General features: G+C 65.3%; 15 protein-coding genes. 7 read left to right on the top strand and 8 right to left on the bottom strand.

Translation table 11 applies throughout. From position 1 onward, the window contains the following. Positions 1–54 precede the first annotated feature (54 nt). Complete coding sequence (locus FOF45_RS10900) at positions 55–1,515, bottom strand: DcaP family trimeric outer membrane transporter (protein WP_158984764.1); 1,461 nt, start codon at positions 1,513–1,515, stop codon at positions 55–57. Positions 1,516–2,182: 667 nt separating this feature from the next. Here FOF45_RS10900 and FOF45_RS10895 point away from each other — a divergent pair. After that, positions 2,183–2,443: an XAC0095 family protein gene (locus tag FOF45_RS10895; RefSeq protein WP_158984762.1), complete on the top strand. Its 261-nt coding sequence runs from the start codon at positions 2,183–2,185 to the stop codon at positions 2,441–2,443. A 1,044-nt stretch (positions 2,444–3,487) separates the two neighbouring features. Here the strand turns inward: FOF45_RS10895 and FOF45_RS10890 are convergent. The 6 genes from FOF45_RS10890 to FOF45_RS10865 all read right to left on the bottom strand — a co-directional run bounded on the left by FOF45_RS10890 (position 3,488) and on the right by FOF45_RS10865 (position 9,020). Then, positions 3,488–3,964, bottom strand: coding sequence for a hypothetical protein (locus tag FOF45_RS10890; protein ID WP_158984760.1), 477 nt, complete (start codon positions 3,962–3,964; stop codon positions 3,488–3,490). Positions 3,965–4,197: 233 nt separating this feature from the next. Next, positions 4,198–4,518, bottom strand: coding sequence for a hypothetical protein (locus tag FOF45_RS10885; RefSeq protein ID WP_158984758.1), 321 nt, complete (start codon positions 4,516–4,518; stop codon positions 4,198–4,200). Between the two features lie 901 nt (positions 4,519–5,419). Next, a complete protein-coding gene (locus tag FOF45_RS10880; protein ID WP_158984756.1) occupies positions 5,420–5,815 on the bottom strand; it encodes a hypothetical protein in 396 nt (131 codons plus the stop codon). Between the two features lie 636 nt (positions 5,816–6,451). Further along, positions 6,452–6,688, bottom strand: coding sequence for a hypothetical protein (locus FOF45_RS10875; protein WP_158984754.1), 237 nt, complete (start codon positions 6,686–6,688; stop codon positions 6,452–6,454). Between the two features lie 40 nt (positions 6,689–6,728). Next, positions 6,729–7,910: a PilT/PilU family type 4a pilus ATPase gene (locus FOF45_RS10870; protein ID WP_158984752.1), complete on the bottom strand. Its 1,182-nt coding sequence runs from the start codon at positions 7,908–7,910 to the stop codon at positions 6,729–6,731. 84 nt (positions 7,911–7,994) lie between these two features. Next, complete coding sequence (locus tag FOF45_RS10865) at positions 7,995–9,020, bottom strand: type IV pilus twitching motility protein PilT (protein ID WP_158984750.1); 1,026 nt, start codon at positions 9,018–9,020, stop codon at positions 7,995–7,997. A gap of 113 nt (positions 9,021–9,133) precedes the next feature. On the opposite strand from FOF45_RS10865, the gene FOF45_RS10860 reads away from it, so the two are divergent. The 3 genes from FOF45_RS10860 to FOF45_RS10850 all read left to right on the top strand — a co-directional run bounded on the left by FOF45_RS10860 (position 9,134) and on the right by FOF45_RS10850 (position 11,231). Beyond that, positions 9,134–9,814: a YggS family pyridoxal phosphate-dependent enzyme gene (locus FOF45_RS10860; RefSeq protein WP_233264127.1), complete on the top strand. Its 681-nt coding sequence runs from the start codon at positions 9,134–9,136 to the stop codon at positions 9,812–9,814. Between the two features lie 77 nt (positions 9,815–9,891). Beyond that, positions 9,892–10,734 (top strand): pyrroline-5-carboxylate reductase, encoded by an 843-nt coding sequence (gene proC, locus FOF45_RS10855; RefSeq protein WP_158984748.1) that lies wholly within the window; start codon positions 9,892–9,894, stop codon positions 10,732–10,734. A 17-nt stretch (positions 10,735–10,751) separates the two neighbouring features. Beyond that, positions 10,752–11,231 carry a DUF4426 domain-containing protein gene (locus tag FOF45_RS10850; protein ID WP_158984746.1) on the top strand — a complete coding sequence of 160 codons (480 nt, stop codon included), beginning with the start codon at positions 10,752–10,754 and terminating at the stop codon, positions 11,229–11,231. A gap of 171 nt (positions 11,232–11,402) precedes the next feature. On the opposite strand, the gene FOF45_RS10845 is transcribed toward FOF45_RS10850, so the two are convergent. Next, positions 11,403–11,657 (bottom strand): glutaredoxin family protein, encoded by a 255-nt coding sequence (locus FOF45_RS10845; protein ID WP_158984744.1) that lies wholly within the window; start codon positions 11,655–11,657, stop codon positions 11,403–11,405. 102 nt (positions 11,658–11,759) lie between these two features. Between FOF45_RS10845 and FOF45_RS10840 the strand changes: the two genes are divergently transcribed. The 3 genes from FOF45_RS10840 to FOF45_RS18475 all read left to right on the top strand — a co-directional run bounded on the left by FOF45_RS10840 (position 11,760) and on the right by FOF45_RS18475 (position 18,160). Beyond that, positions 11,760–13,157, top strand: a complete 1,398-nt coding sequence (locus FOF45_RS10840; protein WP_158984742.1) for an L-serine ammonia-lyase — start codon at positions 11,760–11,762, stop codon at positions 13,155–13,157. 137 nt (positions 13,158–13,294) lie between these two features. Beyond that, positions 13,295–15,688, top strand: a complete 2,394-nt coding sequence (locus FOF45_RS10835; protein WP_158984740.1) for a bifunctional diguanylate cyclase/phosphodiesterase — start codon at positions 13,295–13,297, stop codon at positions 15,686–15,688. 387 nt (positions 15,689–16,075) lie between these two features. Further along, positions 16,076–18,160 carry a glycosyl hydrolase family 18 protein gene (locus FOF45_RS18475; protein WP_158984738.1) on the top strand — a complete coding sequence of 695 codons (2,085 nt, stop codon included), beginning with the start codon at positions 16,076–16,078 and terminating at the stop codon, positions 18,158–18,160. Positions 18,161–18,180: the final 20 nt, after the last annotated feature.

Raw genomic sequence — 18,180 nt, 5'->3', positions numbered from 1 at the left:
GACGAGGCGCGCGAGCGCCCGCGGCAGAACTCCGGTGCGACGCGCGCGACCGGACTACTTGATGAAGTTGTATTGCAGGCTTCCCTGCAGACGGAATGCATCGCCGTCGCGGCGATCCTGTTGCTCGTACTGGCCGTAGAGCAGCTCCACGCCCATCGTCCACGACGGCGCGGGGCTCCAGATGAGATTCAGCGCCGCGTACTGGCTGCTGCGGAACGCGTCGTCCGCGAGCAACTCGTCCTCGTCGTCCAGGCGCAGATAGCCGTAGACAAGATTGGAGCGCCAGTTCGCGTACCAGTAGTGCGTGTAACCGAAGAAGCCGCCGTAGCTGGTAAGCGCGCGCAGGTCGCCGTCTTCGTCGACGGCGGCGTCGAGACCGGAACCACCGATGTCCGTGGTGTAGCGCGCGATGCCCTCGCCCCAGTTGGCGCCGAACAGCAGCAGGTCCTGTTCGCCGAACGACGTGGAACCGGTGAACGACATGCCACCGCCATAGTCGTGCGACTTGCTGTCGTCCTGGATGTAACTCAACCGCCGCACGACGCCGCTCAACTGCAGATGACCCCAGTCGCGCTCCATGCGCGCAGCGGCGGCGAGATCGGGCATGCGGTTGGTGCTGGTCTGGTCTTCCGGCAACGTGAGCTGCGTTTCCGGATCCTCGACCGAGATCGTCAGGCTATTGCCCTTCGCGAACGGGAACGTGTAATGCACGCCCGCGACCAGCAGGTACGCCGCGCTGCCCGGCCCTTCGAAATCGAGCGTGTCCGGCAACGCATCGGCATCCATGAAGGCCGAGTAGCCATAACCCGCATAGGTGTTGCCGAGTTGCCCGTACGCATGGCGCAGGCGGAACTCGTAACCGTCACTGCTGCCGAAGAAGTCGTTCTCCAGATAGAAGCGCAGGTTGCCGCGTGAGGTCGGCCGCCGCGCTTCGAAGCTGAAACGCGTCTGCTTGGCGTGCAGGTTGAAGTTGGACACATCGGTTCCCGGCGTGCCGCGCACCGGAATCGCCGCGGTGATGAACTGGTCCTGGTCGCCGACCGCAGTGTCGTCGTAGATCGCATCGAGCTTCGCGTAACCGCCGATGCGGATCATCGTGTCGGTGTTGGGAATCGCGAAGAAGCCCTTCAGCTCCGGATCGGTCGGCGGCGCGTTGCTGTCCACGCGCGATGCGGCGGACGAAGGGTCGGCCACCGAGTCGCGCGCCGGCAACACCGATTGCCCGACGCCGGGCACCTGCGTCGCGGAGGCGAGCGTGGTGGACGTCGTCGGCGACGGTTGCGTCGAAGGCGTGGATGCGGGCGCGGACGGCGGCGGAACGGGCACCGTCGAAGACGTGGCAGCTTGCGATGGTGGCGTCGGCTCGATCGCCTCGAGACGACGTTCCAGCGACTGCACCTGCTGTTTCAGCGCCTCGATCTCCGCGCGCAGACCCGCAGCCGTGTCCTGCGCGCGGACAGGCCCGGTGAGCGTGAACGTGGCGATGCCGAGCAACGCCAGGGCGCACAGACGCATGCCTTCCTCCATGAACACACCGCGTGCCGCTGCCTGCCGCTCATCGGACATCGTGAAGGCGACAGAATCGCGACCGCGTCACATCACTCCCAAGCGAAGGATGCCCGTGAAGAATGTGAAGGGTGTGTCATGGGGAGATGAAGAGTGCGATTCCACATGCAGTGCGCGCGTGCATGCGTGGATGCGGATTCGTAGCGCGGGAAGCGCCGAGTTTCACCGCTCCATCCCGCGCGACGAATGCGTGCAGGCAATTCGCGTAGCCCGGGTAAGCGAAGCGCACCCGGGATTTGTCACGCGTGCACCGCCGTGCGCTCCCGGGTGCGGCCTGCGGCCTTACCCGGGCTACGGTCGCCTTCATCCGCGCACGCGATCCGCTGACGAGTTTTGTCGCGACATTGTCGCCTCGCGCATCGAGCGATCCGGCAACACACTTGCTTCCAAGGAGTTTCGCAGCTCCCGTGTAGCGGCACCCACCTCCGTCACTCCGGTGGGTTTTTTATGTCCGGGCTCCGGACATGACCGACGCGGCAAGCTCACGTCGGGAGGGCGCGAATACGAGACCTCGCAAGAGGGAATAAGCGCACCGACTACATGCGGCTACGAACCTCCCGACACCTTGCGTCGCATCCCGCGACGCAAGCCGGCTGGTTTGCTGGAGACCCACACGATGCAAAAGGATGCTTGCCGTTCCGACGCCGCGCTGCGCGGCCTTCTGTTACCCGACTTCGCACACCACCGCCTCGTCCAGGCGCGCGATCAATTGCTGCTGCTCGCGCAGCTCGCCAAACCACGCGGCACCGAACCGGAAGAGTTCGAGTTGCGCATCACACCCGAGGCGCTGTCCGAACTGTTCGACCGCATGGCGTTGTCGATCGACGATGTGTTGGGCTGCGTGCTCGAAGCGCCCGAAACGTCGCAACCCTCGTAGCCCGGGTAAGCGAAGCGCACCCGGGGCTGTCTGGCGCTGCACCGCCGCGAGTCCCCGGGTGCGGCCTTTGGCCTTGCCCGGGCTATGGTCGCTACTGAGGCTCCCTGATCGCTAAGTAAGTCAGAAGCGGAGCCACGTGAGAAAGGAGGAGTCCGACCGCTTGGGAAGGGTCCGCGGATGCTGCTTGGACGAACCCCCAGTCATCCACGAGGCTACCTAGCCCAGCTGCTTCTGGCCGCTCGCTAGTATTGAACAATGAGTCAACATCGAGCTCCCAGTAGAAGTCCTCGTCGATTGTGACGCACTCCAACGACCGGCCCTTGAAATGCTCGAAGATTGCATTTACGACAAATTGAAGTCGACCTAGGTCAATCCTTTTTTCCATTTTCCGCCTCGCAATTTGGCTACCGCACGTTCCCACATAGCGATCTGCTTCCTAAGGCAGAAGAATGGAGAAGAATGGGGTCAGGTTCATTTTCCCATCCTAAGTTCCGAGAGTGGGCCGTTTGAAGTCCCCGTCGTACCTCGACGCCTTCGCTCGCGTCTCCTTCGTCGGATGTTCTGGCGCGGAGCTCCGGGTGCATTGCCCGGGACGCCGGCAAGCGAGCGCCATGCACCGCGTTCCGAACTCCACGCGCCGAGCACCGATATCGGCCTGCCGGTGTCGGAGCCCGGAGCGCCGAGATGGGGAGCCCGGAGCACCGAGCCCGGCGCTCGGATCGCCGGGCAAAACGCTCCGCGGGCCGGGCTCGAAGGTCGGAGCGTCGAGCAGCGGAACACCACGCGCCGAGCTCGGAGCTCGGATGACCGAGCACTGGAGCTCGACTCGCCGAGCTCGGAGCTCGACACACCGAGCAATTTGCCCGGCGCTCCGGGCGTTTCCGTTCGGTCGCCGAGCACCCATGCCTCGCGCATCGAGCACGAAGGACCGAGAGCCGTGTCGTGCACACCGTACGCCGGCCAAAAAGAATGGCGCGCCAGGCTCGAAGCCCGACGCGCCATTCCATCCGCTTCGCCCGGTACGCCCGGCGTGGCGGTCAGGAATCAGGCCGCTGGCGTGTCCTCTTCCACCGCTGCCCCGCGTCCGCTACGCGTGAAGCGCACCGACAGCGCCCGCCGCGCATCCTTGAGCGCCTCGTTGCGGCCGGACACCTTGAGCAAACCGTAGCCCTCCAGCGACACGGACATCAGGTCGCTCCCCAGCGCGAGCATCGTGTCCGTGGCGCGCTCGGACAACTGCTGCAATTGCAGCGCACGCGGGCGCAGCGCATCCAGCACGGCAAGGTCCGCCTGCGCCTCGGCCAGCCCCAGGTTGGGCGGCACGATCTGCGGATTGGACGCCAGCACCGTCAGCGTCTGCCGGCAGAACGTCTCGGACTTGTCGCCCATCTTGGTCAGCTCGCGCCGCTGCTGCGGCTCGAGCGCGATCATCGGCGCGAACACCCGCCGCAGCGTCTCCAGCGCCGCATCCACTTCCTGCAGGTCGCTCGGCGAAAGCTGCATCGAAATCAGGTTTTGCATGTCGTCTCCATCACGTGAGTTCGTCCGCCACCGTGGCGGACCGAACCAGCGTCGAAGAGAGACACGCGCCGATCTGTCAGGAGAGCGCGGCGATACGTGTCAGGGTTTTCCTGCGGGGCGGTGACGTTTTCGTATTGCGTGTGGGGCGATGATGAATTTCTTCCGGGTGTGGCCTAACCCGGTCTGCGCTCGCTGCCGTAACGGACCGCAGCCAGTTCGCGGGTCGGCCTCGTTCATCGGAATGTTGAGCCTGCGCCCTTGCCTCTACAAGCTTTGACGCTCAGTACAAGCGAAGCGACGGTGCAAAAAAAGAATGCAATCCATCCGGCGACATACAGCCTGGCTGACATAGATCCAGCTTGCGCAACCCAAACCTGGGTGGCTACGTCGATCATCGTCAGAAGTGTCCCGATGAATAGACATATCCCAATCACGCCGAACACTCTGGCCAGCTTGTGCAGCCTTGTCACGCCGCGGAAGCCGATAACAACCGCACACAGATCAATGGCGAGGAGGATCGGAGAGAGGAGAAGCGGTATCAGCTGCGGCGTCATTGCTTACAACTCAAGAATGGGGCAAGTTCATTTCCCTTCGAAGCGACGTCGCCGACCTACGCCTTCATACGCAACAGCAACACGCCTGGGGCAGTAACAAGTTCCGAGAGCAGATCGAGGCACGGACGCAACGGACCGCAGGTGTTCGGCCGAGGGGCAGGCCTCGTTCGTCTGGTAAATGAACCTGACCCCTTTTTCCTCTTTTCTCGGACCCCTTCCCCCTGTTTCCTAGCAATTAGCCACGTCTAAACCTACGAACCAGATAGCCAACTCCAATAGCAATCGGGAGCAGCACAAGAATCAACCAATCAGGCAGCTTAAAAACGATGATCAACAAGATGATCGCCAATAGGGCGCCACTTATAGCGATATGGGCAATTACATCCTTCATCACGGCGAACCCTCCTCTGGCTTGCAAGCCGCGTCCTCGTCTTTACAAACCTGCCTACAGACGAAGTACTTGGCGATGGCACGGCTACCGTTAGTCGCATAGCCGACTGGCGCTGACCAAATTCGCTCCGCTGTAAAGCCGACAACGCCACACACCAGCGCGGCAATCTGCGGGCGGAGATCACTCGCCGCGACTACCGCCTCTCGCAGCCCTCGCTCATTCCTGCGACATCCACTTCCTTCCCTAGATTCACGTAAACGATGTACTCACATACGCCGTGCACCAGAGTTACATTCCAGCCCCCGTCCTCAAGCCGACTGGTCGCCGCAACGTCGATACTCTTTCGATCAATCGGAACGTGATGACCTAACCGTTTCGATGAAGAAACCATTACATCCTTTGCTGCTTCGACAGACAACGTCCTGCTATCTGCCGAAGGGCTTGAGTCGCATGCAGTGACAAGCATGCAAAGCAGGACGAAACCTATCGACAACACCGCTCTAATTGGCATCACAGCACTACCCCCTCTTTGCCAGGGACGCAACGAGCCTGGGCAGCAGCGACAAGTTCCGACGAAAAGGGGTCAGATTCATTTCCCAAACCGCGCAAACGCTCAACTTCCAGAAAGAACAGGCGGAGACGCTCTTCCACTCCTACCTCACCAAGGATCAACCGTAGAAAGCACGACCCGACTGACTGCCCGCTTGGCCGCGTCGCATCGAATAGCCAGCCGACTTCAAGCGCGATGTTGACGCCGGAGGCAGCCCTGATGACGGTCAGGAATTCATCCGTGTCAGCAAGCGACACGCACACGCTGCCATGACCCGGCCGAAACTTGAATAGTTCCAGGCTGGCGAAGGCTGCCTTGAACGCCTGCTCTGCAATGTCTGCTTCCTTGCCGGCCACTGTTGTTGCCCCATGTCACCTGGATGTCAGGACGATAGCCATAGCCACATACGACAAGAGTCCAGTCACCGTAATCAGCATCGAGGCGACCCAAGACTTCCGCGGGTGAGTCCTCGCCCCTAGCGCCAGTCGATTGAGAAATAGCACTGCGACGCTGGCTGCGATGTACAGAGCTGTGCCAACGCCATACCCCATCGTTGGCGCAAACAGGACGAGGGCCAGATAGCCGACTGCTAGAGCAAGAGTTAGCCACGCATGGCCGACCCTCCCCAAGCAGAAGGCATTCACGGCAGCAAGGGCAGCTCCCGCCAATGGAGTGCCCAACAGAAGGCCAACCACTATCTGGGGATAGCTGAATATCCGCTGCTGCGATTGGACGCCCTGCGATTCCGGCGGGTCAGACCACTGCCTGCGCTCCATCTGCTCAACACCCAAGGTCGTACTCCGTCTCAGCGCTGCCATCCTTCGCCACCGCGCGGCGATCACGTCGGGCCCCTTCTGCTTCCACTCCCAGGCCTCTTCAATCGTGAGCTTGCGCAGCCCACCCTGATAGAGGTCGACTGCGCGCGCGGCCAGCCGCGATAGCACATGGCCAAAAAGGAAGGCCGGATTTCTCCGGCCTTCGTCGTACTTCCGTCAGCGCGCTTCCACCATTTCCACGCAGCCAAGTCCGATTGCGACGGTCTTGGCGTCGCCGTCCTGACGATGACTCGACTCGTCGGCTTCCTGCGGAATGCAGGCGCCCCACTGAAGCATCTGCGGATGCTCGCGCAGGAAGACGGCTTCCTGGCAGAAGAGCCGGTGCGCGAGCTCTATGATTCGCCGCAGCACCTTGGCGAACGGTCCGCGATTCAAAGACGCACTCCAGTCCATTGGATGAGGCCGGGCTTGCCGGCCTTCGTTCCGCGCGTAATCAGCGGATCTCCGCCACTTCCACGCCGTCCAGTCCGGCGGCGAGCGTCTTGGCGTCGCCGCCCTGGGCGAGCTTGATGCGCAGGCGCACTTCGTTCTGGGAGTCGGCGTAGCGCAGGGCGTCCTCGTAGGAGATCTCGCCGGCCTGGTACAGCTCGAACAGGGCCTGGTCGAAGGTCTTCATGCCCAGCTGCACGGACTCCTTCATCACTTCCTTCAGCTTGTGCACTTCGCCGTCGCGGATGTAGTCCTGCACCAGCGGCGTGCCCAGCAGGATTTCCATCGCCACGCGACGACCCTTGCCGTCGGGCGTCGGGATCAGCTGCTGCGCGACCACGCCCTTGAGGTTCAGCGAAAGGTCCATCAGCAGCTGCAGGCGGCGGTCTTCCGGGAAGAAGTTGATGATGCGGTCCATCGCCTGGTTGGCGTTGTTGGCGTGCAGCGTGCACAGCACCAGGTGACCGGTTTCGGCGAAGGCGATGGCGTGGTCCATGCCTTCGCGCGTGCGCACCTCGCCGATCATGATCACGTCCGGCGCCTGGCGCAGCGTGTTCTTCAGTGCCGCTTCCCAGCTGTCGGTGTCGATGCCGACCTCGCGCTGCGTGATGATGCAGCCTTCGTGCTTGTGCACGAACTCGATCGGGTCTTCGATGGTGATGATGTGGCCGGTCGAGTTGAGGTTGCGGTAGCCGATCATCGCGGCGAGCGAAGTGGACTTACCCGTACCCGTCGCGCCGACGAAGATGATGATGCCGCGCTTGGTCATCGCCAGCGTCTTGATCACCGGCGGCAGGTTGAGTTCCTCGACGGTCGGGATCTTGGTCTCGATGCGTCGCAGCACCATGCCGACCTGGTTGCGCTGGTAGAAGCAGCTCACGCGGAAGCGGCCCACGCCGGCCACGCCGATGGCGAAGTTGCACTCGTGGGTCTTTTCGAACTCTTCGCGCTGCTGCGGGTTCATCACATTCAGCACGAGGTCGCGGCTCTGCGCCGGCGTCAGCGCGTTCTGCGTGATCGGCGCGATCTTGCCGTGGACCTTCATCGACGGCGGCATGCCGGCGGTGATGAACAGGTCCGAGGCCTTCTGGTGCGCCATCAGCTTCAGGAACGACGTGAAGTCGATGCTGCCGGCGCCCGCGGCGGGCGATGCGGACGGCGTGTTGCCGGTGTTCTGCGTGCTCATGCGTTTTTCCCCTGGGCCGCGTTCGTTTCGCGGCCTGGTCTACTGGCGGTTTCGAAACCCGTGTATCGATCCCCGATCCCGGCCTTACTCGAACAGGCGCTTGTCCTTCGCGTATTCCCTCGCCTGCGGACGCAGGATCAGGCCGCGCTTGACGAGGTCCTGCAGGTGCTGGTCGAGCGTCATCATTCCGTACTGCTGGCCGGTCTGGATCGACGAGTACATCTGCGCGACCTTGTCCTCGCGGATCAGGTTACGGATCGCCGGGATGCCGACCATGATTTCCCACGCCGCGGTACGACCGCCGCCGACCTTCTTCAGCAGCGCCTGCGAGATCACCGCGCGCAGCGATTCGGACAGCATCGAGCGCACCATCGGCTTTTCGCCGGCGGGGAACACGTCGATGATTCGGTCCACGGTCTTGGCCGCCGACGAGGTGTGCAGCGTGCCGAACACCAGGTGGCCGGTTTCCGCGGCGGTCAGCGCCAGGCGGATGGTTTCCAGGTCGCGCAACTCGCCGACGAGGATGTAGTCGGGGTCTTCACGCAGCGCTTCGTTGAAGCCGTGCGTGTCGCGGTGCACCTCGCGCTGGTTGATCAGGCACTTCTGCGAGGTGTGGACGAATTCGATCGGATCCTCGACGGAGAGGATGTGGCCGTATTCGTTCTTGTTGATGTGGTCGAGCATCGCCGCCAGCGTGGTCGACTTGCCCGAACCGGTCGGACCGGTCACCAGGATCAGACCCTGCGGCTGGTCGATCAGCTCGCGGAAGATCGGCGGGCAGCCCAGGTCGTCCAGGGACAGCACTTCCGATGGAATCGTACGGAACACCGCACCGGCGCCGCGGTTCTGGTTGAACGCGTTGACGCGGAAACGGGCCAGGCCGGGAATCTCGAACGAGAAGTCGACTTCGAGGAACTCTTCGTAGTCGCGGCGCTGCTTGTCCGACATGATGTCGTACACCAGCGCATGGACCTGCTTGTGGTCCAACGCCGGGATGTTGATTCGACGTACGTCGCCGTCCACCCGGATCATCGGCGGAAGACCGGCGGAAAGGTGCAGGTCGGATGCTTTGTTCTTGACCGAGAACGCCAGAAGTTCGGCGATATCCATGCGTGCTCCCCTGCACTGCTACTGGAACATAAACTGGAACGGTACAGCCCCCAAGCCGCAGTATAGCCCTCACCCCTTGCCCTTTTTCCAGCACTTTCGACGGGAACTGAGACGTGCGCGCACGCGCCCTGAAGGACATCCTGCTGCAGCTTGAGAACGCGGCCGCCGCCAGCGGCAGGCCAGCGCCCCGGCTGCTCGCAGTCAGCAAGACCCAGGATGCGACGGCCGTCGCGGAATTGGCGGCCGCGGGCCAACGCGCCTTCGGCGAGAACTATGTACAGGAAACCGCGGTCAAGCGCGCCGCGCTGGCCGGCGAGGGCCTGGAATGGCACCTGATCGGCCATCTCCAGTCCAACAAGGCCGAACAGGCCGCGGATCTCTTCGACTGGGTGCAGACCGTGGACCGGCCCAAGCTGGTGGCCGCGCTGGCCCGGTACCGCGCGCCGGACCGGCCGCCGCTCAACGTGCTGGTCCAGGTGAACATCGACGATGAAGCCAGCAAGCACGGCTGCCAGCCCGGGGATGTGCCCGCCCTTGCTGCGGCCATCGCCGCCGAGCCGCGCCTGCGGCTGCGCGGGCTGATGGCGATCCCGACCCCGCATCCGGACCCGGAGCAGCGTCGCGACGCGTTCCGCCGGACCGGCGCCCTGTTCGAGGCCCTGCGCGCCGGTCATCCCGACGTGGACACGCTGTCGATGGGCATGAGCGACGACTTCGCCATCGCCATCGCCGAGGGCGCGACGATGGTGCGGATCGGCACCGCGCTGTTCGGCGCGCGGCCCCCCAAGGCCTGACCGCGAGCGGCGCGGGAACCGGCGCGGTTCCCGGAACTCGACAGTGCGCGTGGAGGCGGGTTGCTATCCTGCCGCGCATGACGAATCCCGACACCCTCACCTCCTCCGGGACCGTCGCCTTCATCGGCGGCGGCAACATGGCACGCAGCCTCATCGGTGGACTGGTCGCGCGCGGCCGGTCGGCGCAGGCGATCCGCGTGGCCGAACCGGTCGCCGCATTGCGCGAGGCGCTGCAGCGCGACTTCGACGTCACGGCGTCCGATCGCGCGGTCGAAGCCGCCGAGGGCGCGGAAACGTGGGTGCTCGCGGTCAAGCCGCAGGTGATGCGCGAGGTCTGCGCCGAACTCACCGCGCGCGCGCAGGCAACGCGGCCGCTGGTGATCTCGATTGCTGCTGGCATCACCACGGACCAGCTCGATCATTGGCTCGGCGGCGGCCTGCCGGTCGTGCGCGCGATGCCGAACACTCCAGCCCTGCTCGGCGCGGGCATCACCGGCCTGTACGCCAACACCCACACCAACGCGTCGCAGCGCGATCGCGCCGCCGGATTGCTGGAAGCGGTCGGCCCGACGGTGTGGATCGACGACGAGAGCCGGATGGACGCGGTCACCGCCGTGTCGGGTAGCGGTCCGGCCTACGTCTTCCTGCTGGCCGAAGCGATGCAGGCGGCCGGTGTCGCGCAGGGACTCACGCCCGAAGCCGCGCGTGCGCTGGTGCAGCAGACCCTGCTGGGCGCGGCGACCATGCTGACCCGGCTCGAGGAACCCGCCGACGTGTTGCGCGCACGCGTGACCTCGCCCGGCGGCACCACCCAGGCTGCGATCGAAACCTTCGAAGCGGGCGGTTTCCGCGAACTGGTGGCGCGCGCGATTGCTGCTGCCACCGAACGCGGACGCCAGTTGTCCGCCGCCAACGACTGATGTACGGAGCGACGACCATGCGAATCCGCACCCTTTCCGCAGCCCTGCTCCTCACCGCGATGCTGTCCGCCTGCGGTGGCGGCGGTGGCAGCACGCCGCCCGTGCCCGCGAACAACGCGCCGCAGGAAGCGATCAGCCGCATCGGCGACGTCACCATCCGCGCCACCGCGATGTCGACCGCGCAGCTGGGCGAAGCGGTCGCGAAGCAGTACGGCATCGCCCGTGCCGACAACACCGTGATGTTGCTGATCGGCGTGCGCAAGGGCAGCGATGCGCAGGAAACCGCGCTTCCCGCCACGATCACCGCCACCGCCACCGACCTGCGCGGCCGCCGCCACGACATCACGATGCGCGAGCTGCGCAGCGGCGATCTGCTCGACTACGTGGGCACGTTCGAGGTTTCGCCGCCGGATACCGTGCGCTTCGACGTGACCATCGTGCGCGAGGGCGGTGCGAGTTCGACGATGCAGTTCACGCGGGACTTCTATCCGCAGTGAGTGGTTTCGGAGCATGAACCGGAACGACGCTTCGCGCAACACATGCCTCGCCGCTCCAATCGTCATTCCCGCGAAGGCGGGAATCCAATTGTCCCAGCCATCATGCTTTTCGTAGCGTGATACGTCGTAGTGCTGGATTCCCGCCTTCGCGGGAATGATGGCAAAGGCGCTTCAGCCCGCCAGGAACGCCCTCACGGCATCCACGTCGAACGGCCAGTCCAGCTCCGTTCCGCGCGTCTCGTCGCGCAGCACCGGCACGCGGATGCCATAGCGCAGTTCCAGCGTTTCGTCCGCGTCGATGAAGACACTCTCGAACTCCGGCGCACGCGCCAGCGCGAGCACCTCCAGCGCGAGATCGCACAGATGGCAATCGTCGCGCTGGAACAGCGTCAGTGCTGGCGCTACGGCAGGGACGGTGTCATGCATCGCAATGCGGCACGGTATGGCGGGTCGGACCCGACGGGGCGCGTAGAATAGCGGGATTCCCGGCGCGCACGCGTTGCCCGCCTTGCCCCTTTGGAGCCGTACGTGGCCGTCAGCAGTTTCGACCTCTTCAAGATCGGCATCGGGCCGAGTTCCTCGCACACCGTCGGCCCGATGCGCGCCGCGGCGCGCTTCGTGCAGCGCTGGCTGATCGAAGGCGGCGATGGCGACGGCAGCGAACTGGCCCGCACCGCGCGCGTGCGCGCCGAAGTGTTCGGCTCGCTCGCGCTCACCGGTCGCGGCCACGGCACCGACAAGGCGGTGCTGATGGGACTGGAAGGCCACCTGCCCAACGAGATCGATCCCGACCTCATTCCGGCCGCGCTGGAACGCATTCGTTCGAGCAAGCGCATCCGCCTGTTCGACCGCCACGAGATCGGCTTCGACGAGAAGCACGACCTCATCATGAACAAGCGCCAGAAGCTGCCGTTCCACACCAACGGCATGCGCTTCACCGCGTTCGATGCGGACGGCAACACGATCGCCACGCGCGATTACTACTCGGTCGGCGGCGGCTTCGTGGTCAACCAGGACGAAGCGGCCGAAGACCGCATCGTCGCCGACACGACCGAACTGCCCTACCCGTTCCACTCCGGCGACGAACTGCTCGCGCGCAGCCGCGAAAGCGGGTTGAGCATCGCCCAGCTGATGTACGCCAACGAACAGGTGTGGCGCACGCCGGAACAGATCGACGCGGGACTGGATGAAATCTGGAACGCGATGCAGGCGTGCGTGGCACGCGGCATCCGCGAGAAGGGCACGCTGCCCGGCGGTCTGCACGTGTCGCGCCGCGCACCGGCGCTGCACAACGAACTGTCTTCGCGCCCGGAAGCGGCGATGCGCGATCCGCTGACCACGCTCGACTGGGTCAACCTCTACGCACTCGCGGTGAACGAAGAGAACGCCGCCGGCGGCCGCGTGGTCACCGCGCCGACCAACGGCGCGGCCGGCATCATCCCGTCGGTGCTGCACTACTACGACCGCTTCTGCCCCGGCGCCAACATCCAGGGTGTGCGCACGTTCCTGCTGACCGCGGCGGCGGTGGGCATCCTCTACAAGGAGAACGCCTCGATCTCCGGCGCCGAAGTCGGCTGCCAGGGCGAGGTCGGCGTCGCCTGTTCGATGGCCGCCGCCGGCCTGACCGCCGCCATCGGTGGCAGTTCGAGCCAGATCGAGAACGCCGCCGAGATCGGCATGGAGCACAACCTCGGCCTCACCTGCGACCCGATCGGCGGTCTGGTGCAGATCCCGTGCATCGAGCGCAACGCGATGGGCGCGGTGAAGGCGATCAACGCCAGCCGCATGGCGATGCGCGGCGACGGCAAGCACAAGGTCAGCCTCGACAAGGTCATCAAGACCATGCGCGACACCGGCCGCGACATGCAGGACAAGTACAAGGAAACCTCGCGCGGCGGCCTCGCGGTCAACGTCATCGAGTGCTGAGGCGCGACCACTCACAAACCTGAATGCGCCGTCCGGTCGTTCCAGCCGGTTTCATCAACAAATCGCCCTAAAGTTCGTTCGCGCTGCTGCCGATAGCCCCTAGGCCATAGGTCTGCTTCTCTGGGGAGGGGGGCGGCATGCAGGGTTCCTACGACTACAGGGCCATCGTCCTGTCGTTTCTCATCGCTTGGTTCGCGGCGTTCGTCGCGATCCAGCTCGTCGGCCGCGTACGCGGCGCTTCCACTCGTCAGGCGACGACCTGGATCTGGGCCGGCGGCATCGCCTTCGGCCTGGGTATCTGGTCGATGCACTTCATGGGCATGCTGGCGTTCCGGCTGCCCGTGCCGATGCTCTACGACGTGCGCATGACCGCGCTGTCGGTGATACCGGCGGTGTTGTCGTCCGTGCTCGCGCTGTACGTGGCGGGCACGCTCAGGCGTGGCTTCCCGCAGCTGTTGCTGTCGGCGCTGTTCATGGGGCTGGGCATCTGCGCGATGCACTACGTCGGCATGGCGGCGATCACCTTCAGTCCCGGCGCGAGCTACGCCACATTCTGGGTGGTGGCCTCGGTCGTCGTCGCCGTCGCGGTCTCGCTGGTCGCGCTGCACCTGCTGGTGCGGTTCTCCTGGCTCGAGAGCGAGCCGCGTTTCGGCCTGCAGGTCGGTGCGTCTGCGCTGATGGCGCTGGGCATCTGCGGCATGCACTACACCGGCATGGCGGCACTGCAGGTGGGGCCCGACACGTACTGCCTCACGCGCGCAGGCGCGGTACCGGGCGAACAGCTGAGCCTGGTGATCGTCAGCATCGCGCTGCTCTACCTCGCGGCTATCACCATCGGTTCGCAACGCGACCTGCACGCCAGCGAGCAACGCTTCCGCGCACTGGTGGATGGCGCACCGGGTGCGATGCTCATCGTCGATGAGGACGGACGCATCAACCTGTCCAACCTCGAAGCCGAACGCCTGCTCGGCTACCGTCGTGGCGAGCTGGTCGGCCAGCCGGTGGACCTGCTCGTGCCGGAGCCCTCGCGCCAGCGCTACGCGAGCGATCGCCACGAGTTCCTGCGCACGCCACACAGGATCCACATCGGCGGCGCGCGCGAAGTGCACTGCCGCCATCGCGACGGCACCCAGATCCCGATCGAACTCGGCCTCAATCCGCTGACCGTGCAGGGCCGGCGCGTGGTCGTCGCCTCGATCATGGACCTGACCGAGCGCAAGAACGCCGAGCAGCGCATTCGTCGCCTCGCCTACTACGACACGCTGACCGGGCTGCCCAATCGCAGCCACTTCCAGTTGCGACTGGAGGAACAGCTCAAGCACGCCGGCGAGGACGGATTCGGCCTGATCTTCGCCGACCTCGATGGGTTCAAGGAGATCAACGATTCGCTCGGCCACAGCGCCGGCGACCGCGTGCTCGCGCAGATCGCGCATCGCCTGCGCGAAGGCGTGGGCGAGCGCGGCGAAGTGTTCCGGTTCGGTGGCGACGAATTCATCATCCTGCTGCCCGGTGGCTCGTCGACGCGCGACGCGGGCATCGCCGAAGAGCTGATCCGCCGCATCGCGGTGCCGATCTGGATGGAGAGCAAGCAGCTGGGCGTGACACTCAGCCTGGGCAGCGTGCGTCATCCGGAACACGGCAACGAGCACGACGGGCTGGTCAAGCGCGCCGACATCGCGCTCTACCAGGCCAAGGCCATCGGCAAGAACGTGCATTTGCGCTTCCGCGCCGACATGGAAGAGTCGGTGACGCGCCGCTTCACCCTGCTCAACGACCTGCGCGGCGCGCAGGAACAGGGCCAGCTCATCCTGCTCTACCAGCCGATGATCGAGCTGCGCACGCGGCGCGTCATCGGCGCCGAAGCGCTGGTCTGCTGGGACCATCCGCAACACGGACGGATCACGCCCTCGACCTTCATCCCGGTGGCCGAGGAACACGGCCTGATCGAATCGCTCGGCGAATGGGTGCTGGAAGAAGCCGTGCGCCAGTGCTCAAGCTGGCGTACGCGCGGGCTGACGCCGCTGCGGCTCGCGGTCAATGTGTCGAGCGCGCAGTTCCGCGATGCGATGCACCTGCGCAACATGGTCGACCGCGTGCTGCGACGCCACGGCTATCCCGCCGACGGACTGGAACTGGAGATCACCGAGCGCCAGATCATGCGCGACCCCGAATCGGGCGTCGCCTCGATGAAGGCGCTGTCCGAGCTGGGCGTGGCGATGTCGCTGGACGATTTCGGCACCGGCTATTCCAGCCTCGGCCACCTGCGCGATTTCCCGCTGCGCAAGCTCAAGATCGACCGCAGCTTCACCGACCAGATCGATCGCGACCCGGCCGGCCTGGCGATCGTGCGCGCGGTGGTCGAACTGGCCCGCAACCTCGGCATGCGCGTCGTCGCCGAGGGCGTGGAACGCGAATCGCAGGTCGGACCGCTGCGCACGAGCGAATGCGCCGAAGTGCAGGGCTTCCTGTTCGGTGCGCCGATGTCGGCGGCGGAATTCGAACGCCGCCTGCTGCGACCCGCGTTGGCCTGATGCCCGTCCCCGGCCTGGCCGGGGGACTGCTGACCTCCGCTGTCCCGATTTGTCCTACAGGACAACCGGTCACGCACCGCCCGTGACCGCCGCCCTCACGCATCCGTGACGCTGGCGCCATAGCCGACGGCCGGCACACCTGCCTTGCCGAACTGTGACGCTCAACGCGAATTCACGCCGGACGCGCTGACAACGTTGTCAGAACAAGACACGTAATGGCCGCGCCGGCATGGGGCGCCCATAGGCTTCGCCGCAGGAGGTGGTGGCGTGTTCAACCCGGGAAACGTCCGCCGCCTCCGGCCGCGCCGGCATCGCATCGATCAAGGGAAGGGAGCCGCGCCGTGACCACGGCGTGGCAGGTGATGTGAACCGCAACGGGAGGAAGAGATGCAAAGGCTGATCGGAAGGAAGGCGATCCTGGGCAAGGCAACCTTGCTGCTGGCCTGCACACTGGCCGCATCGACGCTGCAGATCGCGAACGCACAGACCGCTTCATGCGCGGCAATACCGGCATGGACCGCATCCACCATCTACAACCCCGGCGACAAGCTGGTGTACCAGAACCGCCTGTACCAGGCGAACATCCAGATCTGGAACGCTCCACCGACGCACTGTCCGACCTGCGGCTGGTACACCGATCTCGGCGCCTGCGGCACGGGCGGCACCAACCAGCCGCCGTCGGTGACGCTGACTTCGCCCAGCAACGGCGCCAGCTACAACGCCGGTAGCAACATCGCCGTCAGCGCCAATGCGAGCGATTCCGACGGCAGCGTCGCACGCGTGGAGTTCTTCCGCGGCACCATTTCCCTGGGCGTCGACACCGCCTCGCCCTACGCGGTGACGTGGAGCAACGCGACCGCTGGCAGCCACGCGTTCAAGGCAGTGGCGACCGACAACCTCGGCCTGAGCACCACCTCGACGACGGCAACGATCACCGTCACCGGTACGCCGCCGACCGATACCACGCCGCCGAGCATCCCGACCGGACTGGGTGCGACCGCGCTGTCGTCGAGCAGCATCGCGTTGAGCTGGAACGCGTCCACCGACAACGCCGGCGGCACCGGCGTGGCCGGCTACGACGTCTATCGCAACGGCAGCCTGATCGCCTCGCCGACGACCACCAGCTACACCAACAACGGACTCGCCGCGAACACCACGTACTCGTACACGGTGCGTGCACGCGACAACGCCAGCCCGGCGAACGCGTCCGCGCAGAGCGCACCGGCCAGCGCGACCACGCTCAACGGCGGCGGTGGCGGCAACAAGCGCGTGATCGGCTACTTCGCGCAATGGGGCATCTATGCGCGCAACTACCGGGTGAAGAACATCGACACCAGCGGCTCGGCGTCGAAGGTCACGCACATCAACTACGCCTTCGGCAACGTGCGCAACAACCGCTGCGAAGTTGGCGTCACGGTGCCCACGAATGAAGCCACCGGCGTGGGCGGCGATGCGTTCGCCGACTACACCAAGGCCTTCGGCGCGGGCGAAAGCGTGAGCGGCGCGGCCGACACCTGGGACCAGCCGCTGCGCGGCAACTGGAACCAGCTCAAGCAGCTCAAGGCCAAGTACCCGAACATCAAGGTGCTGATCTCGCTGGGCGGCTGGACCTGGTCGCGCGGATTCGCCAGCGCGGCGCGCCCGGAGAACCGCGTGGCGTTCGTGTCCTCGTGCATCGACGCGTACATCCGCGGCAACCTGCCCGTCACCGATGGCGCGGGCGGCGTGGGCGCGGCGGCCGGCGTGTTCGACGGCATCGACCTCGACTGGGAGTACCCGTCCGCCTGTGGCCTGACCTGCGGCACGCCGGAGGAAAGCGCCAACTTCACCGCGCTGCTCGCCGAGTTCCGCCGCCAGCTCAATGCGGTGCGTCCGGGCCTGTTGCTCACCATCGCCGCCGGCGCGGGCGTGGACAAGGTGCGCGTCACCGATCCGGCCACGTACAGCCAGTACCTGGATTACATCAACGTGATGACGTACGACTTCCACGGGACGTGGGACTCGCGCACCAACCATCACTCGCCGCTGTTCGACTCGCCCAACGATCCGCGCACGGGCGACCAGAAGTTCTACAACAGCAACGACGCGATGGAAGCGTTCCTCTCGCGCGGCGTGCCGGCGTCCAAGCTCAACCTGGGCATCGGCTTCTACGGCCGCGGCTGGACCGGCGTGGCCAACGTCAACAACGGCCTGTACCAGACCGGCAGCGCCGCACCGGGTACGTACGAAGCGGGCAACGAGGACTACAAGGTCCTGAAGGACCGCCCCGGCACGGTGTACACCGACGCCAACGCGCGCGCCACGTGGAAGTACGACGGCAACACCTTCTGGAGCTACGACACCCCGGCGATGGTCACCGAGAAGATGGGCTACGTGAAGGCGCAGAACCTTGGCGGCGCGTTCTTCTGGGAATTCAGCGGCGACGACGCCAGCGGCACGCTCGCCACCACCATCAGCAACGGACTGAAGTAAGCACGCACTCTCCAGCCCCG

Origin of the sequence: Lysobacter panacisoli (assembly GCF_009765165.1) — a bacterium.
GTDB lineage: Bacteria > Pseudomonadota > Gammaproteobacteria > Xanthomonadales > Xanthomonadaceae > Lysobacter_J > Lysobacter_J panacisoli.
This window is presented reverse-complemented; position numbering and strand designations above follow the sequence as displayed.

Coding starts and splice junctions, on each gene's coding strand:
- FOF45_RS10875 (WP_158984754.1), bottom strand. CDS start 6,688: ATGGACTGGAGTGCGTCTTTGAATCGCGGACCGTTCGCCAAGGTGCTG.
- FOF45_RS10900 (WP_158984764.1), bottom strand. CDS start 1,515: ATGCGTCTGTGCGCCCTGGCGTTGCTCGGCATCGCCACGTTCACGCTC.
- FOF45_RS10845 (WP_158984744.1), bottom strand. CDS start 11,657: ATGCATGACACCGTCCCTGCCGTAGCGCCAGCACTGACGCTGTTCCAG.
- FOF45_RS10890 (WP_158984760.1), bottom strand. CDS start 3,964: ATGCAAAACCTGATTTCGATGCAGCTTTCGCCGAGCGACCTGCAGGAA.
- FOF45_RS10850 (WP_158984746.1), top strand. CDS start 10,752: ATGCGAATCCGCACCCTTTCCGCAGCCCTGCTCCTCACCGCGATGCTG.
- FOF45_RS10835 (WP_158984740.1), top strand. CDS start 13,295: ATGCAGGGTTCCTACGACTACAGGGCCATCGTCCTGTCGTTTCTCATC.
- proC (WP_158984748.1), top strand. CDS start 9,892: ATGACGAATCCCGACACCCTCACCTCCTCCGGGACCGTCGCCTTCATC.
- FOF45_RS18475 (WP_158984738.1), top strand. CDS start 16,076: ATGCAAAGGCTGATCGGAAGGAAGGCGATCCTGGGCAAGGCAACCTTG.
- FOF45_RS10865 (WP_158984750.1), bottom strand. CDS start 9,020: ATGGATATCGCCGAACTTCTGGCGTTCTCGGTCAAGAACAAAGCATCC.
- FOF45_RS10895 (WP_158984762.1), top strand. CDS start 2,183: ATGCAAAAGGATGCTTGCCGTTCCGACGCCGCGCTGCGCGGCCTTCTG.
- FOF45_RS10885 (WP_158984758.1), bottom strand. CDS start 4,518: ATGACGCCGCAGCTGATACCGCTTCTCCTCTCTCCGATCCTCCTCGCC.
- FOF45_RS10870 (WP_158984752.1), bottom strand. CDS start 7,910: ATGAGCACGCAGAACACCGGCAACACGCCGTCCGCATCGCCCGCCGCG.